Annotated in this window: 13 protein-coding genes, 2 tRNA genes and 3 rRNA genes; all 18 read left to right on the plus strand. The window is 59.3% G+C overall.

Going from position 1 to position 17,359, the window contains the following annotated elements:
* Nucleotides 1-52 precede the first annotated feature (52 nt).
* Nucleotides 53-1,276 (plus strand): GNAT family N-acetyltransferase, encoded by a 1,224-nt coding sequence (locus C1725_RS02770; protein ID WP_102410163.1) that lies wholly within the window; start codon nt 53-55, stop codon nt 1,274-1,276.
* Between the two features lie 249 nt (nt 1,277-1,525).
* Nucleotides 1,526-2,788 carry a CNNM domain-containing protein gene (locus C1725_RS02775; protein ID WP_102410164.1) on the plus strand — a complete coding sequence of 421 codons (1,263 nt, stop codon included), beginning with the start codon at nt 1,526-1,528 and terminating at the stop codon, nt 2,786-2,788.
* A gap of 180 nt (nt 2,789-2,968) precedes the next feature.
* On the plus strand, nt 2,969-3,631 hold the full coding sequence (locus C1725_RS02780) for an AlkZ-related protein (protein WP_102410165.1): 663 nt from the start codon (nt 2,969-2,971) through the stop codon (nt 3,629-3,631).
* A gap of 18 nt (nt 3,632-3,649) precedes the next feature.
* A complete protein-coding gene (locus C1725_RS02785) occupies nt 3,650-4,186 on the plus strand; it encodes a hypothetical protein (RefSeq protein WP_102410166.1) in 537 nt (178 codons plus the stop codon).
* 10 nt (nt 4,187-4,196) lie between these two features.
* Nucleotides 4,197-5,129, plus strand: coding sequence for a tRNA dihydrouridine synthase DusB (gene dusB, locus C1725_RS02790; RefSeq protein ID WP_102410167.1), 933 nt, complete (start codon nt 4,197-4,199; stop codon nt 5,127-5,129).
* Nucleotides 5,130-5,306: 177 nt separating this feature from the next.
* Nucleotides 5,307-5,792 (plus strand): transcription elongation factor GreA, encoded by a 486-nt coding sequence (gene greA, locus C1725_RS02795; protein WP_102410168.1) that lies wholly within the window; start codon nt 5,307-5,309, stop codon nt 5,790-5,792.
* Between the two features lie 33 nt (nt 5,793-5,825).
* Nucleotides 5,826-7,322 carry a lysine--tRNA ligase gene (gene lysS, locus C1725_RS02800; RefSeq protein WP_102410169.1) on the plus strand — a complete coding sequence of 499 codons (1,497 nt, stop codon included), beginning with the start codon at nt 5,826-5,828 and terminating at the stop codon, nt 7,320-7,322.
* 141 nt (nt 7,323-7,463) lie between these two features.
* Entirely contained in the window at nt 7,464-8,180 is a 717-nt protein-coding gene (locus C1725_RS02805; RefSeq protein WP_102410170.1) for a hypothetical protein, read from the plus strand.
* 122 nt (nt 8,181-8,302) lie between these two features.
* Entirely contained in the window at nt 8,303-8,620 is a 318-nt protein-coding gene (locus tag C1725_RS18865; RefSeq protein ID WP_346026278.1) for a hypothetical protein, read from the plus strand.
* A 16S ribosomal RNA gene (locus C1725_RS02810) occupies nt 8,619-10,146 on the plus strand. The genes C1725_RS18865 and C1725_RS02810 overlap by 2 nt, the downstream gene beginning before the upstream one ends.
* A gap of 194 nt (nt 10,147-10,340) precedes the next feature.
* Nucleotides 10,341-10,416, plus strand: a tRNA-Ala gene (locus C1725_RS02815).
* Nucleotides 10,417-10,426: 10 nt separating this feature from the next.
* Nucleotides 10,427-10,503, plus strand: a tRNA-Ile gene (locus C1725_RS02820).
* A gap of 140 nt (nt 10,504-10,643) precedes the next feature.
* Nucleotides 10,644-13,546, plus strand: a 23S ribosomal RNA gene (locus tag C1725_RS02825).
* A gap of 150 nt (nt 13,547-13,696) precedes the next feature.
* Nucleotides 13,697-13,813: ribosomal RNA gene (gene rrf / locus C1725_RS02830) — 5S ribosomal RNA — on the plus strand.
* Together the 16S, 23S and 5S rRNA genes with 2 tRNA genes alongside form the textbook arrangement of a ribosomal RNA operon.
* A gap of 191 nt (nt 13,814-14,004) precedes the next feature.
* Nucleotides 14,005-14,469 (plus strand): hypothetical protein, encoded by a 465-nt coding sequence (locus C1725_RS02835; protein ID WP_102410171.1) that lies wholly within the window; start codon nt 14,005-14,007, stop codon nt 14,467-14,469.
* Nucleotides 14,466-15,428 carry a CehA/McbA family metallohydrolase gene (locus C1725_RS02840; protein ID WP_102410172.1) on the plus strand — a complete coding sequence of 321 codons (963 nt, stop codon included), beginning with the start codon at nt 14,466-14,468 and terminating at the stop codon, nt 15,426-15,428. The genes C1725_RS02835 and C1725_RS02840 overlap by 4 nt, the downstream gene beginning before the upstream one ends.
* A gap of 166 nt (nt 15,429-15,594) precedes the next feature.
* A complete protein-coding gene (locus tag C1725_RS02845; RefSeq protein WP_346026279.1) occupies nt 15,595-16,383 on the plus strand; it encodes an EAL domain-containing protein in 789 nt (262 codons plus the stop codon).
* 343 nt (nt 16,384-16,726) lie between these two features.
* Nucleotides 16,727-17,176 (plus strand): Hsp20 family protein, encoded by a 450-nt coding sequence (locus C1725_RS02850; protein ID WP_102410174.1) that lies wholly within the window; start codon nt 16,727-16,729, stop codon nt 17,174-17,176.
* Nucleotides 17,177-17,359 lie beyond the last annotated feature (183 nt).

Raw genomic sequence — 17,359 nt, forward strand, 5'->3', positions numbered from 1 at the left:
CAAAGCCCCTTCGCTTGTATTATCCTTGTGATAAAGAGAGGGGCTTATTCTTATGAACAGAAACAGCATCCGGGAAAGGCTTACCCTGAAGCACGTGACGAAGGAGCACCTGACGCAGTTCAACGCGCTGCTGCGCTATGCGTTTCAGGTTACGGATAAAGAGCTCAAGAGCATCGGCTGGGATGAAGAGGAGATTCGCCAGTCGAAATCGCCCGTCCTAGACCGGGCGAACGTGATCGGCTGGTTTGACGGGGACAAGCTGGCCTCGCAGATCGCGGTGTATCCCATGAAGGTGAACATCCACGGCAGGATTTACGACATGGGCGGCATCACGGGCGTGGCGACCTACCCCGAATACACCAAGATGGGCCTGATGCACGCACTGGTGCGCCGCGTGCTGGAGGAGATGCGCGAAAACCGCCAGACCATCTCCTTCCTGTACCCGTATTCCATCCCCTTCTACCGCAAGATGGGCTGGGAGATCATCTCCGACAAGATGAGCTACACCATCAAGGACACGCAGCTTCCCAAGTTCGTGGACGTGCCTGGCATGGTGGAGCGCGTCAGCGACAACCACCCCGACTACCTGGAGCTGCACGACCGCTATACGCGCCAGCGCCATGGCATGCTGCTGCGCGACGACCTCGCGTGGGAGGAATACTGGCGCTGGGACACGGACGACATCGTCGTCGCGCTCTACTACGACCAGGAGCACGTGGCGCAGGGCTATGTGGTCTACCTGCTCGAGGAGGACGTCTTCAAGATCAAGGAGCTGATCTACCTGAGCCAGGAGGCGCGCCACGGCCTGTGGAACTACGTGGGCGCGCACTTCTCGATGATCGAAAAGGTCAAGGGCTACAACTACACCAACGAGCCCATGGCCTTTCTGCTGGAGGACAGCGAGATCTACGAGAGCATCCGCCCCTACTTCATGGCGCGCATCGTGGACTTCGAGCGCTTCATCCTCGACTACCCGTTCGCCATGCGGCCCAGCGGGCGCAAGCTGCACTTTTTCCTCGAAGACCCCATGGCCGAGTGGAACCGGGGCGACTTCTCCGTCACCTGGGACGACGAGGGCAACACCGTCTGCCAGCGGGACTGCACCGAGGGCCTCAACGTTGCGCTCTCCATCCGCACGCTGTGCACGATGCTCATGGGCTACAGGCGGCCCTCGTACCTGCGCCGCATCGAAAAAATCACCGCCTGCGACACGGCCATCCGCCTGCTCGAAGGGATCATCCCGCTAGAGCAGCCGTACTTCTCCGATTACTTTTAACCGGACGGGCGCGGCGGGAACGCGCCCCTTGCAACGCGGCGCGTTTTTTGATATACTAAAGCATCGTTATAAAAAGAGGGAGATGAAATCAGCCGTTATGGACGAACCGCCTTTACCGGATTGTATCTGCCGCGTTCCCAAGGTCGTGCTCAACACCCCGGTGATCCGTTACAGGTCCTGATTGCGGCAACCCCGTATCTTTCTGACCGCCTGTAACGTGATTTTCTGTAGGAGGAATGAGTTTTTTCCATGGGCAGTGGCATATTGATCGGCACGCTTCTCGTGCTGGTGGCTTTATCCGCGTACTTTTCAGCGACGGAGACGGCGTTTTCATCCCTGAACCGAATACGGATCAAAAACATGGCGTCCGACGGCGACAAGCGGGCGCAGCTGGTACTCAATTTGTCGCAGGACTACGACAAGCTGCTTTCGACCATCCTGATCGGCAACAACATCGTGAACATCACCTCCGCGTCGCTCGCGACGGTGCTGTTCGTCGGGTGGCTGGGCGACGCGGGCGTCTCCCTTTCCACGGTCATCATGACGGTGGTGGTGCTCGTCTTCGGCGAGATATCGCCCAAGAGCCTGGCCAAGGAATCCCCGGAGAAGTTCGCGATGCTCTCCGCGCCCGTGATGCGCGTGCTGATCGTGCTCTTCACCCCCCTCAACTTCCTCTTTTCCCAGTGGAAGCGCCTGCTCTCGCGCGTGTTTCACACGGACGACAGCCCCGGCATGACCGAGGAGGAGCTGCTCACCATCGTGGAGGAAGCGCAGCAGGAGGGCGGCATCGACGAACAGGAGAGCGAGCTCATCCGCAGCGCCATCGGCTTCAACGACCTCAAGGCGGTGGACATCTTCACGCCCCGCGTGGACGTGACCGCCGTGTCCAAGGAAGCGACGCTGGACGAGATCGCAGACACGTTCGCGGACACGGGCTATTCGCGCCTGCCGGTGTACGAGGAATCGATCGACGACATCGTGGGCATCATCCACCACAAGGACTTTTTCAACGACGTGGTCAAGGGCGGGCATCCGCTCGATTCGGTCATCAAGCCCGCGACGTTCATCACGCAGTCCATCAAGATCGCGGAGCTGCTGCGCATGCTGCAAAAGAACAAGTCGCACATGGCGGTCATCACCGACGAGTTCGGCGGCACGGTCGGCATCGTGACCATGGAGGACATCCTGGAGGAACTGGTGGGCGAGATCTGGGACGAGCACGACGAGGTCGTGGAGCCCATTCAGCAGCTTTCGGAGGACACCTGGCGCATCGTCGGCAGCGAGGAGCTGCACAAGGTCGAGGAGCTGTTCGACCTGAGCGACGAGAGCGAGGCGAGCACGGTCGGCGGCTGGGTGCTGGAGCGCATGGGCCGCATCCCGCAGGAGGGCGACGCGTTCGAGTACGGCAATCTGTCGGTCACGGTCACGAAGACGGACGCCCGGCGCGTGCTGGAAATCCTCGTGCGGCGCCTGACGGAGGCGGAGAACGCACAGGCGGCCGCGCAGGCATAAAAAGATCGGGACGCTCGGCGCTTTCGCCGGCGTCCCGTATTGTTTCCCGGCGCCGCGCCATACTACATGCAGGAAAACGAGGATTTATTTCGTCATTGCTTATGAGGGCGCGCGCGGTGTATACTAAATGCAAAGCGCGGCGGCGCCCTGAAACGAAAGAAGAAGGAAGGCGGTGGGCGCGTGCGCGTCACGACCTACGGGCAAATGCTGGAGCTGCTCTCGCAGATGGGCTTCATGAGCTTCGGCGGAGGCGCCGGGCTGCCGTCGCTGGAGGCGGCGACCGATCCCGCCGCCTGGCATCGCGGGGACGAGCTGGATCCCTGGGACTGGAAGGACCGCATCGCGCGGGAGCGGGACGGCGCCTATGCGCGCGTCTTCCGGGGGCGCGCGGCGCTGATCTCGCCCGCGTGGTACCCGGTGTTCCGCGCGGCGTTTGAGACGCACGACGATCTGGAGGCGCGCTACCTTGCGGGGAACCTGGATCCCATGACGCGAAGGGTCTTTCGATGCTTTGAGGAGCGCGCGGCCTGGCCGCGCCACGAGCTGACCGCGCGTCTTCGCGTGGGAAAGGCGGAGAAGTCCCGTTTTGAAGCGGCGCTTTCGCGTCTTCAGGGGGAAATGCGCATCACGCCCAGCGGCACCGTGCCGAAGCTCGCGCCGAGCGGCGAGGAGATGGGCTGGCCGTCCATCGAGTACACGAGGGTGGACGCCTGGATGCCGGGGGAATGGGGCGCGTGCGGCCTTTCGCAAGGCGAGGCGCGCGCAAGGATCGCCGGGCGGATGCGCGCGCTCAGCCCGGAGATGGACGCAAAGGCGATACGCCGGCTGACCGGCGGGGAATAAACTCCTGGAGGGCGAAACGTGAAGTATTTACGCAGGTTCCTGTTCTTTATTACATCGCGCCTTTTCTGGGTGACGGTGATCTCCGCGCTGCTCATCGTGGCCTTTTACATGTCCATGAACGCGACGAACATCCACATCCTGCTCACCGACGGCATGAAGGCGCGGGCGGGCGTCGTCCTGATGCAGGAAGACGCTTCGGAGCTCACGAAGTTCTTTAAGCGCGATTACCTGGAGAGCGACGAGCGCCTGCGCGTGGGCATGAGCGACGCGTCGCCCTACGCGAACTACGACGTGCGCGGATTCGACCACCGCGTGACGATGGAGTGGATGTGGAGCTGGCCGTGGGAGACGGTCGCCCGCGCGGACTTCGTTGAGGAGATTCCCTCCATCGACGGCAAGGTGAAGTCCGCCAAGCGTGAAGAGGTCGTGGCCGCGGGCGGCGAGGCGGCGCTTGAGCCCCCCGCGTGGCCCAAGGCGCGCTACCGCGCGACGCTCACCCGCGTAAACGGCCAATGGAAAATCAGCAATCTGCAGCTCATCGAAAGTCTATCGTAGAGGAAACGCCATGTACATCGGAAAAGTGCACCTCAAAGGAAACGTATTTCTGGCGCCCATGGCAGGCGTGACGGACTATCCGTTCCGCCTGCTTTGTCGTGAGATGGGCTGCGCGCTCACCTATACGGAGATGGTCAGCGCCAAGGGCATGCTGCTTGCGCCCCCCGGCAACCGGGCCGCGCGCGAGCTGCTGCTCACGTCGCCTCAGGAAGGGCCGGTCGCCCTGCAGCTCTTCGGCAAGGAGCCTGAATTGATGGCGGAGGCCGCGAGGCGGCTGACGCAGAGCGGGCGCTTTTGCCTGGTGGATCTCAACATGGGCTGCCCCGCGCCCAAAATAGCGGGCAGCGGCGAGGGAAGCGGCCTGCTGCGCGACCCGGACCTCGCGGTCGCCGTCGCCGCGGCGGTGGTCAGGGCGGTCGACCTGCCGGTGACGGTCAAGCTGCGCATGGGCTGGGACGAGGAGCACGCCGTCTACGAGTCGCTCGGGCGGCGGCTGGAGGACGCGGGCGTCATGGCGCTGACGCTGCACGCGCGCACGCGCAGGCAGTTTTACGCGGGCAGCGCCGACTGGGAAGCCGTCGCCCGCTTAAAGCGCGCGGTGAAAATCCCGGTCATCGGAAACGGCGACATTTTGTCGCTCGCGGACGCCGCGCGCAGGATGCGGGAGACGGGCTGCGACGCGGTGATGGTAGGGCGCGGGGCGATGGGCAATCCCTGGCTCTTCGCGGGCCGCGAGCCTGCGGCGCAGGAGCGCGTGCAGACGGCGCTTCGCCACGCGCGCATGCTGCTGGCATTAAAGGGCGAGGCGGTCGCCATGCGGGAAATGCGAAAGCACATCGCCTGGTACGTGCGGGGGCTGAAGGGCGCCGCGCGCATCCGCGAGCGGGCTAACGGCGCCACGACCTACGAGGCGCTGCGCGAATGCCTGCTGGGTCAGTGGTAAGTTGCGCGGCATCGGTTGACAGGGACGATGATTATGGATTATAATAGGGAACCATGATAGGCGAAGGGGGCGCATGCGCGCTCTAACCACCGATATGAGCAAGCGCCGGACAGGTTCTGTCCGGTGCGTCATTTCATCTGTGCGCTTCTCGCACGCTTAAAAGGAGAGTTTTGAATCATGGCCAATGAAGTCAAGCATCAGGTTGTCACCCAGGAAGGCCTCAAGAAGCTGATGGACGAGCTGGAGTACAACAAGACCACCCGGCGCACCCAGATCGCGGAGCAGATCAAGGTGGCGATCTCGTTCGGCGACCTGAGCGAGAACGCAGAGTATGATTCCGCGAAGAACGAGCAGGCGAACCTCGAGCAGAAGATCGCTGAGCTGGAAAATACCATCCGCAACGCCATCGTCATGGACGAGGCGGACATCAACACGGACGTCGTCGGCTTCGGAACGACCGTCAAGATCGTGGACGTCGAGGAGGGCGACGAGGAGGAATACTCCATCGTCGGCGGCCCGGAGGCCGACCCGATGAACAACAAGATTTCCAACGAATCGCCGGTCGGCGCGGCGCTGATGGGCCGCCACAAGGGCGAGGAGGTCGTCGTGCAGACGCCCAGCGGCCCCTGGAAGGTTCGCATCGAGGACATCTTCCTCCAGTAAACGGAGAATTCAAAACAAAGGAGGCGTCCGCCCATGGACGAACAGAACACGCCCCTCGAAGCGGCTTCGCGGGAACTGAGCGAGCAGGAACAGATTCGCCGCGCGAAGCTGCAGCGCCTCGTAGAAGAAGGGCGCGACCCCTATAAGCTGACCCGTTACGACCGCACGCATACCTCAGAGGAAATCGTCTCCGGCTACGAGGCGCTCGAGGGCAAGGAAGTTTCCATTGCCGGGCGCATGGTCTCGCGGCGCATCATGGGCAAGGCCTCCTTTGCGCACCTGCTGGACGGCAAAGGGGACATCCAGTTCTACGCGCGCCGCGACGACGTGGGCGAAGAGGCCTACGCGGAGTTCAAGACCTACGACATCGGCGATCTGGTGGGCGTTCGCGGCACGGTCTTTAAGACCAAGACGGGCGAAATTTCGGTGCACGCGAGCGAGATCACGCTGCTGTGCAAGTCCTTAAAGCCCCTGCCTGAAAAGTGGAACGGCCTCAGGGACACCGACCTGCGTTACCGCCAGCGCTACGTGGACATGATCGTCAACCCCGAGGTGCGCGATACGTTCATCAAGCGTTCGCTGATCATCCGGCACATCCGCGAGTTTCTCGATGCGCGCGGCTTCCTCGAGGTGGACACCCCCGTGCTGCACACGCTGGAAATCGGCGCGGACGCGCGTCCCTTCATCACCCATCACAACACGCTGGACATCGACATGTACCTGCGCATCGAGACGGAGCTCTACTTGAAGCGCCTGATCGTGGGCGGGTTTGAGAAGGTGTACGAGGTCGGCCGCATCTTCCGAAACGAGGGCATGGACACGCGCCACAACCCGGAATTCACCTCCGTGGAGCTGTATCAGGCCTTTGCGGATTACAACGACGTCATGCGGCTGGTCGAGGAACTGTACGCGTACGTCACCGAAAAGGTGTGCGGCACGCTCAAGGTTCCCTATCAGGGCAAGGAGATCGACATGACCGCGCCCTGGCCGCGCATCACCATGGCCGACGCGGTCAAGAAGTACAGCGGACTGGACTTCCATGCCTGGCAGACGGACGAGCAGGCGCGTCTGGAGGTATCCCAAAAGGGCGTGCACGTGGAGAAGAACGCCACGCGCGGCGACTGCCTCGCGGCGTGCTTCGACGAATTCGTCGAGCACGAGCTCATCCAGCCTACCTTTATCACCGACTATCCGGTGGAAATTTCTCCGCTCGCCAAGCGCAAGATCGGCGAGCCGGGCATCACGGAACGCTTCGAGTTCTTCATCAACGGCGGCGAGTACGGCAATGCCTTTACCGAGCTGAACGATCCCATCGACCAGCGGGCGCGCTTTGAGCGCCAGGCTGCCGCGAAGCGCGCGCAGGGCGTCAACGCGCAGGTCGACGAGGACTTCATCAACGCGCTCGAGTACGGCATGCCCCCGACGGGCGGCCTGGGTTTCGGCGTCGATCGCCTGGTGATGCTGCTCACCGACTCGGCGTCCATCCGCGACGTCCTGCTGTTCCCGACGATGAAGCCGCGCGAACTCTGATTTTCGCAAGCCGTCCGGCACAGCCCGGATGGCTTTTTGAAATCTGTTATACGCCGCCGCGGCCCGCGTCCAAACGCCATGGGACGGAAACGGCCGTCCGGCGGTGACGGACGCTGCCCGCGGGATAAAGGAGCACAGAGAATGGTAGACAACAAGATTACAAAGGCGCGCGTGAAGCACCACTTCACGTACAGCGCCTGGAAGTACGTGCTGCTCATCGCCCTGAGCATCATCGCCTGGGATCTCATTTACAACATGACCGCGTACCGGCCCCCGGCGGACAAGAAGATCGACATGTACGTCGTGCGTGCCGGCGCGGACCTGGACGCCTTTGAGGCTGCGGAAATGCCCGCTCTGCAGGAGGCCTTCCCCGACATGGAGGCGCTCAACTTTATGCTCATCGCCATGGGCACACAGGACGACTACAACGTCACCATGCAGTTTACGACCTACGTCGCGGCGCAGCAGGGCGACCTGTTCCTGCTGCCCTACACGCGCGCGACGACCCTGGGCTACGCGGAGAACGACGGGCTCTTCCTGTCGCTTCAGGAGTACATCGACAGCGGCGCCATCGACGTGAAGGACATCAATCTGGAGGGCGGCAAGCTCCCCGACGGCGCGGCGGGCCGCGTGGTCTGCATGATCCCGGCGGATACGCTGTACGGGCTGCTGGACTACAACATCGATCCGGACGGACTGGTCCTGGCGGTCCCGGCTTATTCCGGGAACCCGGAGGGCGCAGTCAGGATGATCGACTGGTTTATCGAGCGTTTCTCTACCGAGAAGCCGGAATGGTACGATACCTACAAGGATAACCAGCGGGAACAGGCCACACAGGGCGCTCAACTTTTTCAATAAAACGGAAAAAACGGGCCCTCAAGCATCTTTTGTGCGCAGAAACGCGGATTTCTGCGCACTTTTTTTCTTTGCTGAATGTACGGATTTTCCTCGCTGTTTGTGGAATTTGGAGCGAAGGTGGAATGAAAACAGGGCGGTTTCGCGAATGGGAATGGGATGTTACGAATGAAATGTTCGGGTTTGCGCGAAGAGATGCCTCGCGGCGCTCAAAAAACTTTTCAAAAAGCGTTGACAAAGGGAGAGGAGTTTGGTATACTAATCAAGCTGTCAGCGAGCGAGTGAAAAACTTCTCGCAAGCTGCACAGAAACGATCCTTGAAAACGATACAGAATAGAGAAAAGAAACGCAAACGCAAGGAAAAGACAGTTAATTCTGAGAAGAGTTTTGAATCTTTTGTGAGCCGGTGCAAACCGGAACACCAAGAGGAGATAAAGGATTGAACACAAGAGTTTGATCCTGGCTCAGGACGAACGCTGGCGGCGTGCCTAACACATGCAAGTCGAGCGGGGATCAAGGAAGAGCTTGCTCGGAAATGATTCTAGCGGCGGACGGGTGAGTAACGCGTGAGCAACCTGCCTTTCACAGGGGGATAACGCATCGAAAGATGCGCTAATACCGCATGAGACCACAGTGCCACATGGCATAGGGGTCAAAGGAGCAATCCGGTGAGAGATGGGCTCGCGTCTGATTAGCTAGTTGGTGAGGTAACGGCCCACCAAGGCGACGATCAGTAGCCGACCTGAGAGGGTGATCGGCCACATTGGAACTGAGAGACGGTCCAAACTCCTACGGGAGGCAGCAGTGGGGAATATTGGGCAATGGGGGGAACCCTGACCCAGCAACGCCGCGTGAGGGAAGAAGGCTTTCGGGTCGTAAACCTTTGTCCTATGGGACGAAGCAAGTGACGGTACCATAGGAGGAAGCCCCGGCTAACTACGTGCCAGCAAACGCGGTAATACGTAGGGGGCGAGCGTTGTCCGGAATGATTGGGCGTAAAGGGCGCGTAGGCGGCCTGGTAAGTCTGAAGTGAAAGTCCCGCTTTCAAGGTGGGAATTGCTTTGGATACTGCTGGGCTTGAGTGCAGGAGAGGAAAGCGGAATTCCCGGTGTAGCGGTGAAATGCGTAGAGATCGGGAGGAACACCAGTGGCGAAGGCGGCTTTCTGGACTGTAACTGACGCTGAGGCGCGAAAGCGTGGGGAGCAAACAGGATTAGATACCCTGGTAGTCCACGCTGTAAACGATGAATGCTAGGTGTAGGAGGTATCGACCCCTTCTGTGCCGGAGTAAACACAATAAGCATTCCGCCTGGGGAGTACGGCCGCAAGGTTGAAACTCAAAGGAATTGACGGGGGCCCGCACAAGCAGCGGAGCATGTGGTTTAATTCGAAGCAACGCGAAGAACCTTACCAGGTCTTGACATCCAGGTAAAGCCGTAGAGATACGGTGTGAGCTTGCTCAATCTGAGACAGGTGGTGCATGGTTGTCGTCAGCTCGTGTCGTGAGATGTTGGGTTAAGTCCCGCAACGAGCGCAACCCTTGTTTCCAGTTACTAACGCGTAGAGGCGAGGACTCTGGAGAGACCGCCGGGGACAACTCGGAGGAAGGTGGGGACGACGTCAAATCATCATGCCCCTTATGACCTGGGCTACACACGTGCTACAATGGCCACTACAAAGAGGAGCGAAACCGTAAGGTAGAGCGAATCTCATAAAAGTGGTCCCAGTTCAGATTGTGGGCTGCAACCCGCCCACATGAAGTCGGAGTTGCTAGTAATCGCGGATCAGCATGCCGCGGTGAATACGTTCCCGGGCCTTGTACACACCGCCCGTCACACCATGGGAGTTGGGAGCACCCGAAGCGGGTGAGATAACCGAAAGGGGTCAGCCTTCGAAGGTGAGACCAATGACTGGGGTGAAGTCGTAACAAGGTAGCCGTATCGGAAGGTGCGGCTGGATCACCTCCTTTCTAGGGAGAAAGCGAGGATGGAAACATCCGAGCTCATCTTTAGGTCGAAGAAGCACAGGAGACTGTGTGGAAGAAGAAAACAGTGTAAAGCACTGAAGACGCGAGAGCGTCAAAGAAGAGACTGTCGGTTGCGGATGCGGAGAAATCTCTAAGCTGTATCGTTTTCAGGGATTGTTTCTTGTCGGAAGAGATATGGGGGTTTAGCTCAGCTGGGAGAGCGCCTGCCTTGCAAGCAGGAGGTCAGCGGTTCGATCCCGCTAATCTCCACCAATTTTTATATGGGCTGATAGCTCAGTTGGTTAGAGCACTCGCCTGATAAGCGAGAGGTCGGTGGTTCGAGTCCACTTCAGCCCACCATCCACACTGACAGTGTGGTATTTGCACCTTGAAAACTGCACAACCAGATGGAAAACATCTTGTGAAGAAAACAACCAGTTGCGAAACAATTTTGCAGTTGGTCTCAGGAAAGATTCTCAGCATACGAGAGTATGAAAGACGATCAAGATACTAAGGGCACAGGGTGGATGCCATGGCACTGGAGGCCGAAGAAAGACGTGGCAAGCTGCGAAAAGCCACGGGGAGCCGCAAGCAGGCTTAGATCCGTGGATATCTGAATGGGGAAACCCGGCGGGAGCAATGTCCCGTCACTCCCAGGTGAATAGATAGCCTGGGGAGAGGGCACCCGGGGAACTGAAACATCTAAGTACCCGGAGGAAAAGAAAGAAACATCGATTTCCTAAGTAGCGGCGAGCGAACGGGAAAGAGCCCAAACCAGCAGACTACGGTCGGCTGGGGTTGTGGGCCGGCGACATGTACGTGAAAGCTTAGAAGAAGAGCGCTGGAAAGCGCCGCCAGAGAGGGTAAGAGCCCCGTAAGCGAAAGGCGGACACGGCTAGCCGGTACCAGAGTACCGCAGGACACGAGAAATCCGGTGGGAAGCAGGAGGGACCACCCTCCAAGGCTAAATACGATCCAGTGACCGATAGCGCATAGTACCGTGAGGGAAAGGTGAAAAGAACCCCGGGAGGGGAGTGAAAGAGAACCTGAAACCCTGTGTTTACAAGCAGAGAGAGCACGATAAAGGTGCGATCTCGTACTTTTTGTAGAACGGACCGGCGAGTTACGTTATGCAGCGAGGTTAAGGACTGAAGGTCTGAAGCCGAAGCGAAAGCGAGTCTGAAGAGGGCGTCGAGTTGCATGACGTAGACCCGAAACCGGGTGACCTATCCATGGGCAGGTTGAAGTGGAAGTAAAGTTTCATGGAGGACCGAACCAGACGTCTGTTGAAAAAGGCGGGGATGACCTGTGGATAGCGGAGAAATTCCAATCGAACCCGGAGATAGCTGGTTCTCCTCGAAATAGCTTTAGGGCTAGCCTCGGATTAGATTGACGGAGGTAGAGCACTGAATGGGCTAGGGGGCCACAAAGCTTACCGAACCCTATCAAACTGCGAATGCCGCACAATTGATGTCCGGGAGTCAGGCCGCGAGAGATAAGTTCCGCGGTCAAAAGGGGAACACCCCAGATCGTCCGCTAAGGTCCCAAAGTATACGTTAAGTGGAAAAGGATGTTGGATTGCAGAGACAACCAGGATGTTGGCTTAGAAGCAGCCACACATTTAAAGAGTGCGTAATAGCTCACTGGTCGAGTGGTTCAGCGCCGAAGATGTAACGGGGCTAAAACGTAACACCGAAGCGGCGGGATGCGTAAGCATCGGTAGAGGAGCATTGCATGCGGGCGGAAGCTGGAGCGGGAGCACCAGTGGACTGCATGGAAGAGAGAATGCCGGTATGAGTAGCGAGACCCATGCGAGAAACATGGGCGTCGAAAGCCCAAGGATTCCTGGGGAAGGTTCATCCACCCAGGGTAAGTCGGGGCCTAAGCCGAGGACGGAAGTCGTAGGCGATGGACAGCAGGTTGAGATTCCTGCACCACCGACAGGCGATTGAGCGAAGCAGTGACACAGAAGGATAAGACGAGCGCGGTGATGGTCAACCGCGTCCAAGCGTCGAGGTTGGGCTGTAGTGAAGTACGCAGTCCTAAAAGCTGAGGCGTGACGGGGAGCGAAAATAAGTAGCGAAGCGTCTGAGTTCACGCTGGCGAGAAAAGCTGCTAGTGAGCCTGAAGGTGCCCGTACCGGAAACCGACACAGGTGGGCGAGGAGAGAATCCTGAGACGGACGGGAGAACCCCTGTTAAGGAACTCGGCAAAATGACCCCGTAACTTCGGGAGAAGGGGTGCCTCGAAAGAGGTCGCAGAGAATAGTCACAAGCGACTGTTTAGCAAAAACACAGGTATCTGCGAAAGCGAGAGCTGACGTATAGGTGCTGACGCCTGCCCGGTGCTGGAAGGTTAAGGGGAAGTGTTAGGGGAAACCCGAAGCAGAGAACCGAAGCCCCAGTAAACGGCGGCCGTAACTATAACGGTCCTAAGGTAGCGAAATTCCTTGTCGGGTAAGTTCCGACCCGCACGAATGGCGTAACGACTTGTGAGCTGTCTCAACAGGGGGCCCGGTGAAATTGAAGTATGTGTGAAGATGCACATTACCCGCGACTGGACGGAAAGACCCCGTAGAGCTTTACTGTAACCTGACATTGGATTTTGATAACGGATGTACAGGATAGGTGGGACGCTAAGAAGCGAGGACGTCAGTCTTCGTGGAGCGGCCGTTGGGATACCACTCTTCTGTTATTGAAATTCTAACTTCAAGCCGTGAACCGGCGGAAGGACAGTGTCAGGCGGGCAGTTTGACTGGGGCGGTCGCCTCCGAAAGAGTAACGGAGGCGCTCAAAGGTACCCTCAGAATGGATGGAAACCATTCAAAGAGCGTAAAGGCAGAAGGGTGCTTGACTGCGAGACTGACAAGTCGAGCAGGTACGAAAGTAGGACTTAGTGATCCGGCGGTATAGAGTGGAATTGCCGTCGCTCAACGGATAAAAGCTACCTCGTGGATAACAGGCTGATCTCCCCCAAGAGTCCACATCGACGGGGAGGTTTGGCACCTCGATGTCGGCTCGTCGCATCCTGGGGCTGAAGCAGGTCCCAAGGGTTTGGCTGTTCGCCAATTAAAGCGGCACGCGAGCTGGGTTCAGAACGTCGTGAGACAGTTCGGTCCCTATCCATCGTGGGCGTAGGACACATGAGAGGAGCTGCTCCTAGTACGAGAGGACCGGAGTGGACGCACCACTGGTGCAACTGTTGTCGTGCCAACGGCACAGCAGGGAAGCGAAGTGCGGACGGGATAAACGCTGAAGGCATCTAAGCGTGAAGCCCCCCTCAAGAAGAAGTGTCCCATTCGAAAGAAGTAAGACCCCTGGAAGACTACCAGGAGATAGGTCATCGGTGGAAGAGCAGTAATGTTTGGAGCTTGATGATACTAATCGGTCGAGGGCTTGATCTAAGAAGCGGCTGGAAAGAGCCGCGAGAGAATCTTAGAAGAGGCCAACGTAAAAGAGCGTACGAGAGTACGGAAAAGCGAGATTGGTTGAAGAGCGCAGGATGTTGGAAGGCTGGGTGTGCAGTTTTCAAGGTACGAAGACCTTGAGAGATTTCCGGTGGCAATGGCGAAGGGGATCCACCTGTTCCCATACCGAACACAGAAGTTAAGCCCTTATGCGCCGATGGTACTTGGCTGGTGACGGCCCGGGAGAGTAGGTCGCTGCCGGATTCCATTCAAAAAAGAGAGTCGAAAGTGGCTCTCTTTTTTGTCGTTTTGGGAAGTTCGCGCGCGAATGGAGCGGCGCAGCGCGAATGCAGCGCATGCGAGCGGGCACGGCCCGCATTTTGCGCACTGTGCGGGATTGGCAGGGAACGCCTGAGACTGTATAATGACAGCAGCAAAAGGAAAGGGGAGGGAACATGCAAAAGACCCTTCTTGAGATCACCCAGGCGCTCCTGCCCGAACAGAGCAGGAGCACGACGTATTACCCCTTTATGGTAGGAGCGGGCTGCGAGGCGCTGCGCATCCGCTTTTCCTACGCGCCCAAAGCACTTGCGGATGAGGCAGCCGCGGACGCGATCATCGACGAGGGCTTTCAGCGCTACGTGCTGCCGGAGGATCGGGCGGCGCTGAACTCGCTTCGCCGGGAGGTTAAACCTCTGGTAAATCTGGTGACGCTCAGCCTCGATGCGCCGGACGGATACCGCGGCGCCGCGCACCGGCACGATCCCGAGCAGGAACACGTCGTCCGCGCGGCGGACAGCTCCTACGGCTTTGCCGACGGGCCGATGCTTCCGGGTGCGTGGCGCGTGGGCGTCAGCGCGCACGCCGTCATCACGCGCCCCTGCACGGTTCGCCTGACGGTCGAGGAGGAACGGCTATGAGCAGAATTTGTGCCGAGCTGCACTGTCACACCCTGCATTCCGACGCCCTGTTCACGCCCGAGGAGCTGGCGGAGGCGGCGCGGGATAATCAGATCGACCTGATCGCCCTCACGGATCACAACACCCTGTCGGGTTACGCGCAGATGGAGCAGACGGGCCTTCCCTTTATCCATGGCATCGAATGGACGACGTTTTACGGGCATATGCTGGTGCTGGGCGCGCGCGCGTTCGTGGACTGGCGGGATGCGGAGATGGACAACATCGACGAAAAGATCGCCCAGGTGCGCGCGCAGGACGGGCTCGTGGGGATCGCGCATCCCTTCGCGCCCGGCAGCCCCATGTGTACGGGCTGCTATTGGGATTTTCGCGTCCGCGACTGGAGCCGGGTGAACTACATAGAGGTCTGGAACGAGGATTTCCCGCCGCTCGCGCCGCACAACCGGCGTGCCGTAGCCCTGTGGTGCTCCCTGCTCGATCAGGGCTACCATATCGCGCCGACGTATGGGCGCGACTGGCATCGCGAGACCTTCTCGCCCGTGCCGCGCGGCTGCACCTACCTGGAGGCCGAGGCCGCGGACGAGGCATCCGCGCTTTCAGCGATTGCGGGCGGACGGACGCTGCTTTCCCTGGGGCCGGACGTGCGCTGGAGCCTGCTGGGGGAGGACGGCATCTACGCGCCCGGCGATACCGCGAAGCCCGGCGCCTATGCGTGCCGGTTTGAGATCGACGGAGAGCGGCGGCGCAGCCGGTGGGAACGCTTCGGCATCCGCGCAAAGGAAGCGGTGCTGCTGGGGCGGCAAGGGCGCGTGCTCGCCCGGGCGGCTGCGCCGTCTGGAACGATGGACGTCCGATTGGAGGACACACCCTTCGTGCGTCTGGAAATCCGGGGCGAGGCCTGCGGGCGGGAGAGCGTGCTGGCGCTGTCCGCTCCGGTGTATGTCGCGGAGAAAGAAGGGTGACCCAGGCGGAAAACGGACAAAATTGTCGAAAAATATTTGAATAGACTGGTAAAACGGGAGGTATTTGGAACGAAAGCAGCGAATAGAGGATGACAGAATGGATGCGTTTGACATTTATCAGACGCGGCCAGCGGCCGACGCAACACAGACGGGAGGGAACACCAACATGACAATGGATCGGGAGCGCATTTTGAAACTGATCGAAGAGGACGCTCTGGAACTCTACGGTCAACCGAAATGGACGTTCGGCAAGAACACCTGCAACACGTACGAGGTATTCGCGGAGAAGATCCGTCAGCCGAATGGGGAAAGTGTTCCCGCTCGGGAGCTCATCGACGCGGTGGAGGCCGACGAGGAGCTGACCCGCCTCTTCTATGCCTGGTTCATGGAGCGCGCGATGCAGACCGCCGTGCGCCTCACCGCGGAGACGGACAGCAACGTCACCCTTTCCATCAACGTGCTGGCGGCGCAGGCGAACGAGCCCGGCTTCTTCGATCAGGTGCTCGCCACCATGGAGAAGACGAAGATGCGCCCCTACAAGCTGCAATTCGAGCTGAGCGAAGCCCAGGGCCTGACGCGCGTGGGCATCGAGAACATCAACCGTCTGCACGACGAGCAGGGGATCTCCATGCTGCTGGGCAACTTCGGCACCGGCCATTCCAACATCGACCTGCTGCGCGAGGTGCACTTTGACGGGCTGGAGCTCGACCGCTCCTTCGCCTCCGGCGTGCCGGACGACGAGCAGACCTGTAAGCTGCTGGTCGCGGTGGCGCACTTTGCCGATACGCTCGACCTGTTCGTCTGCGCCAAAGGCATCGAAACAGACGACCAGATGGAGTTCTTCGAGCAGCTGAACTTCCTCAAGGGGCAGGGCTACATGATCGGGCCGCCCATGCCCATGGACGAGCTGCGCGATTACATTAAGATGTACGCCAAGAAACGCTCGCACGAGTGAGCGAAAGGATACAATCGGAGAGGCGGCGCTTCCTGCGTGACGGCAGGAAGCGCCGCCTCCCTCTTTTTGCCGCCGCCTTTAGGCTCGCCGGACAGGCAGAAAAACAAAAAATAAAAACATGAGAAAAACGGAGAAAAAGCCTGAAATAGTCCAAAACAAGGCGATTTTTTGAGCACATTGTTTTTGCCGCCTCTGAATTGACCTTCTTTGATCTTAATAAAATTGACTATCTTTGATCTTTTGCGTATAATAAACTTGTCAAAAGGGAAAGGACATAAAGGGTCCCGGAACTTTGGACGGACCAGACGGGTTAACGAGGCAACATCAAAGGAGGTTTTGCTTTATGTTCTCCATGATTCCACTTCACAGCAACCGTTCTCTCTCCAGCCGCAGCGCGGTTCCGAGCCTGTGGGACGACCGCTTTTTCAATTCCTTCTTCGACATGGGCGACATGTTCGGCACTTCCGCGTTCCGCGTGGACGTGAAGGAGGGCAAGGAAGCCTATGAGCTCTCGGCGGAGCTGCCGGGCGTCAAGCAGGATGACATCGAGCTGACGGTGGACGACGGCACGCTGACGATTGCCGCCAACATGAACAGCGAACAGAAGGAAGAGCGCGACAACTACGTGTACAGCGAGCGGCGCACGGGCAGGTTCCAGCGCAGCTTCAACCTGGCCGGCATCAAAGAAGATGCGATTTCGGCCAAGTACGAGGACGGCGTCCTCAAGCTGACGCTGCCCAAGGTGACGCCGCAGGAAACCGTGGCGGAGCCGCGGCGCATCGAAATCAAGTAAATCCCCCTCCCTTTATTCCCCCCCAAAGGGCATTGCCCCGCGGGGGTTTTGTCGTTTTCCCCTTCGGCGGAAGGCTTGCGCGCGCACATATTTCAAGGCATGGGCGCTATACTGGGTAGAAAAGGGACGAAAAAATGCTGAAGGACGGCTTGCGCGCGGCAGGAGTTTTCGCGCGCGCCGCAG

The organism is Beduinella massiliensis (genome assembly GCF_900199405.1).
GTDB lineage: Bacteria > Bacillota > Clostridia > Christensenellales > Aristaeellaceae > Beduinella > Beduinella massiliensis.

What these genes read in the sequence shown, in the direction of transcription:
- C1725_RS02770 (WP_102410163.1), top strand. Translation starts at nt 53, where the DNA reads ATGAACAGAAACAGCATCCGGGAAAGGCTTACCCTGAAGCACGTGACG.
- C1725_RS02775 (WP_102410164.1), top strand. Translation starts at nt 1,526, where the DNA reads ATGGGCAGTGGCATATTGATCGGCACGCTTCTCGTGCTGGTGGCTTTA.
- dusB (WP_102410167.1), top strand. Translation starts at nt 4,197, where the DNA reads ATGTACATCGGAAAAGTGCACCTCAAAGGAAACGTATTTCTGGCGCCC.
- greA (WP_102410168.1), top strand. Translation starts at nt 5,307, where the DNA reads ATGGCCAATGAAGTCAAGCATCAGGTTGTCACCCAGGAAGGCCTCAAG.
- lysS (WP_102410169.1), top strand. Translation starts at nt 5,826, where the DNA reads ATGGACGAACAGAACACGCCCCTCGAAGCGGCTTCGCGGGAACTGAGC.
- C1725_RS02805 (WP_102410170.1), top strand. Translation starts at nt 7,464, where the DNA reads ATGGTAGACAACAAGATTACAAAGGCGCGCGTGAAGCACCACTTCACG.
- C1725_RS18865 (WP_346026278.1), top strand. Translation starts at nt 8,303, where the DNA reads ATGAAAACAGGGCGGTTTCGCGAATGGGAATGGGATGTTACGAATGAA.
- C1725_RS02835 (WP_102410171.1), top strand. Translation starts at nt 14,005, where the DNA reads ATGCAAAAGACCCTTCTTGAGATCACCCAGGCGCTCCTGCCCGAACAG.
- C1725_RS02840 (WP_102410172.1), top strand. Translation starts at nt 14,466, where the DNA reads ATGAGCAGAATTTGTGCCGAGCTGCACTGTCACACCCTGCATTCCGAC.
- C1725_RS02845 (WP_346026279.1), top strand. Translation starts at nt 15,595, where the DNA reads ATGACAATGGATCGGGAGCGCATTTTGAAACTGATCGAAGAGGACGCT.
- C1725_RS02850 (WP_102410174.1), top strand. Translation starts at nt 16,727, where the DNA reads ATGTTCTCCATGATTCCACTTCACAGCAACCGTTCTCTCTCCAGCCGC.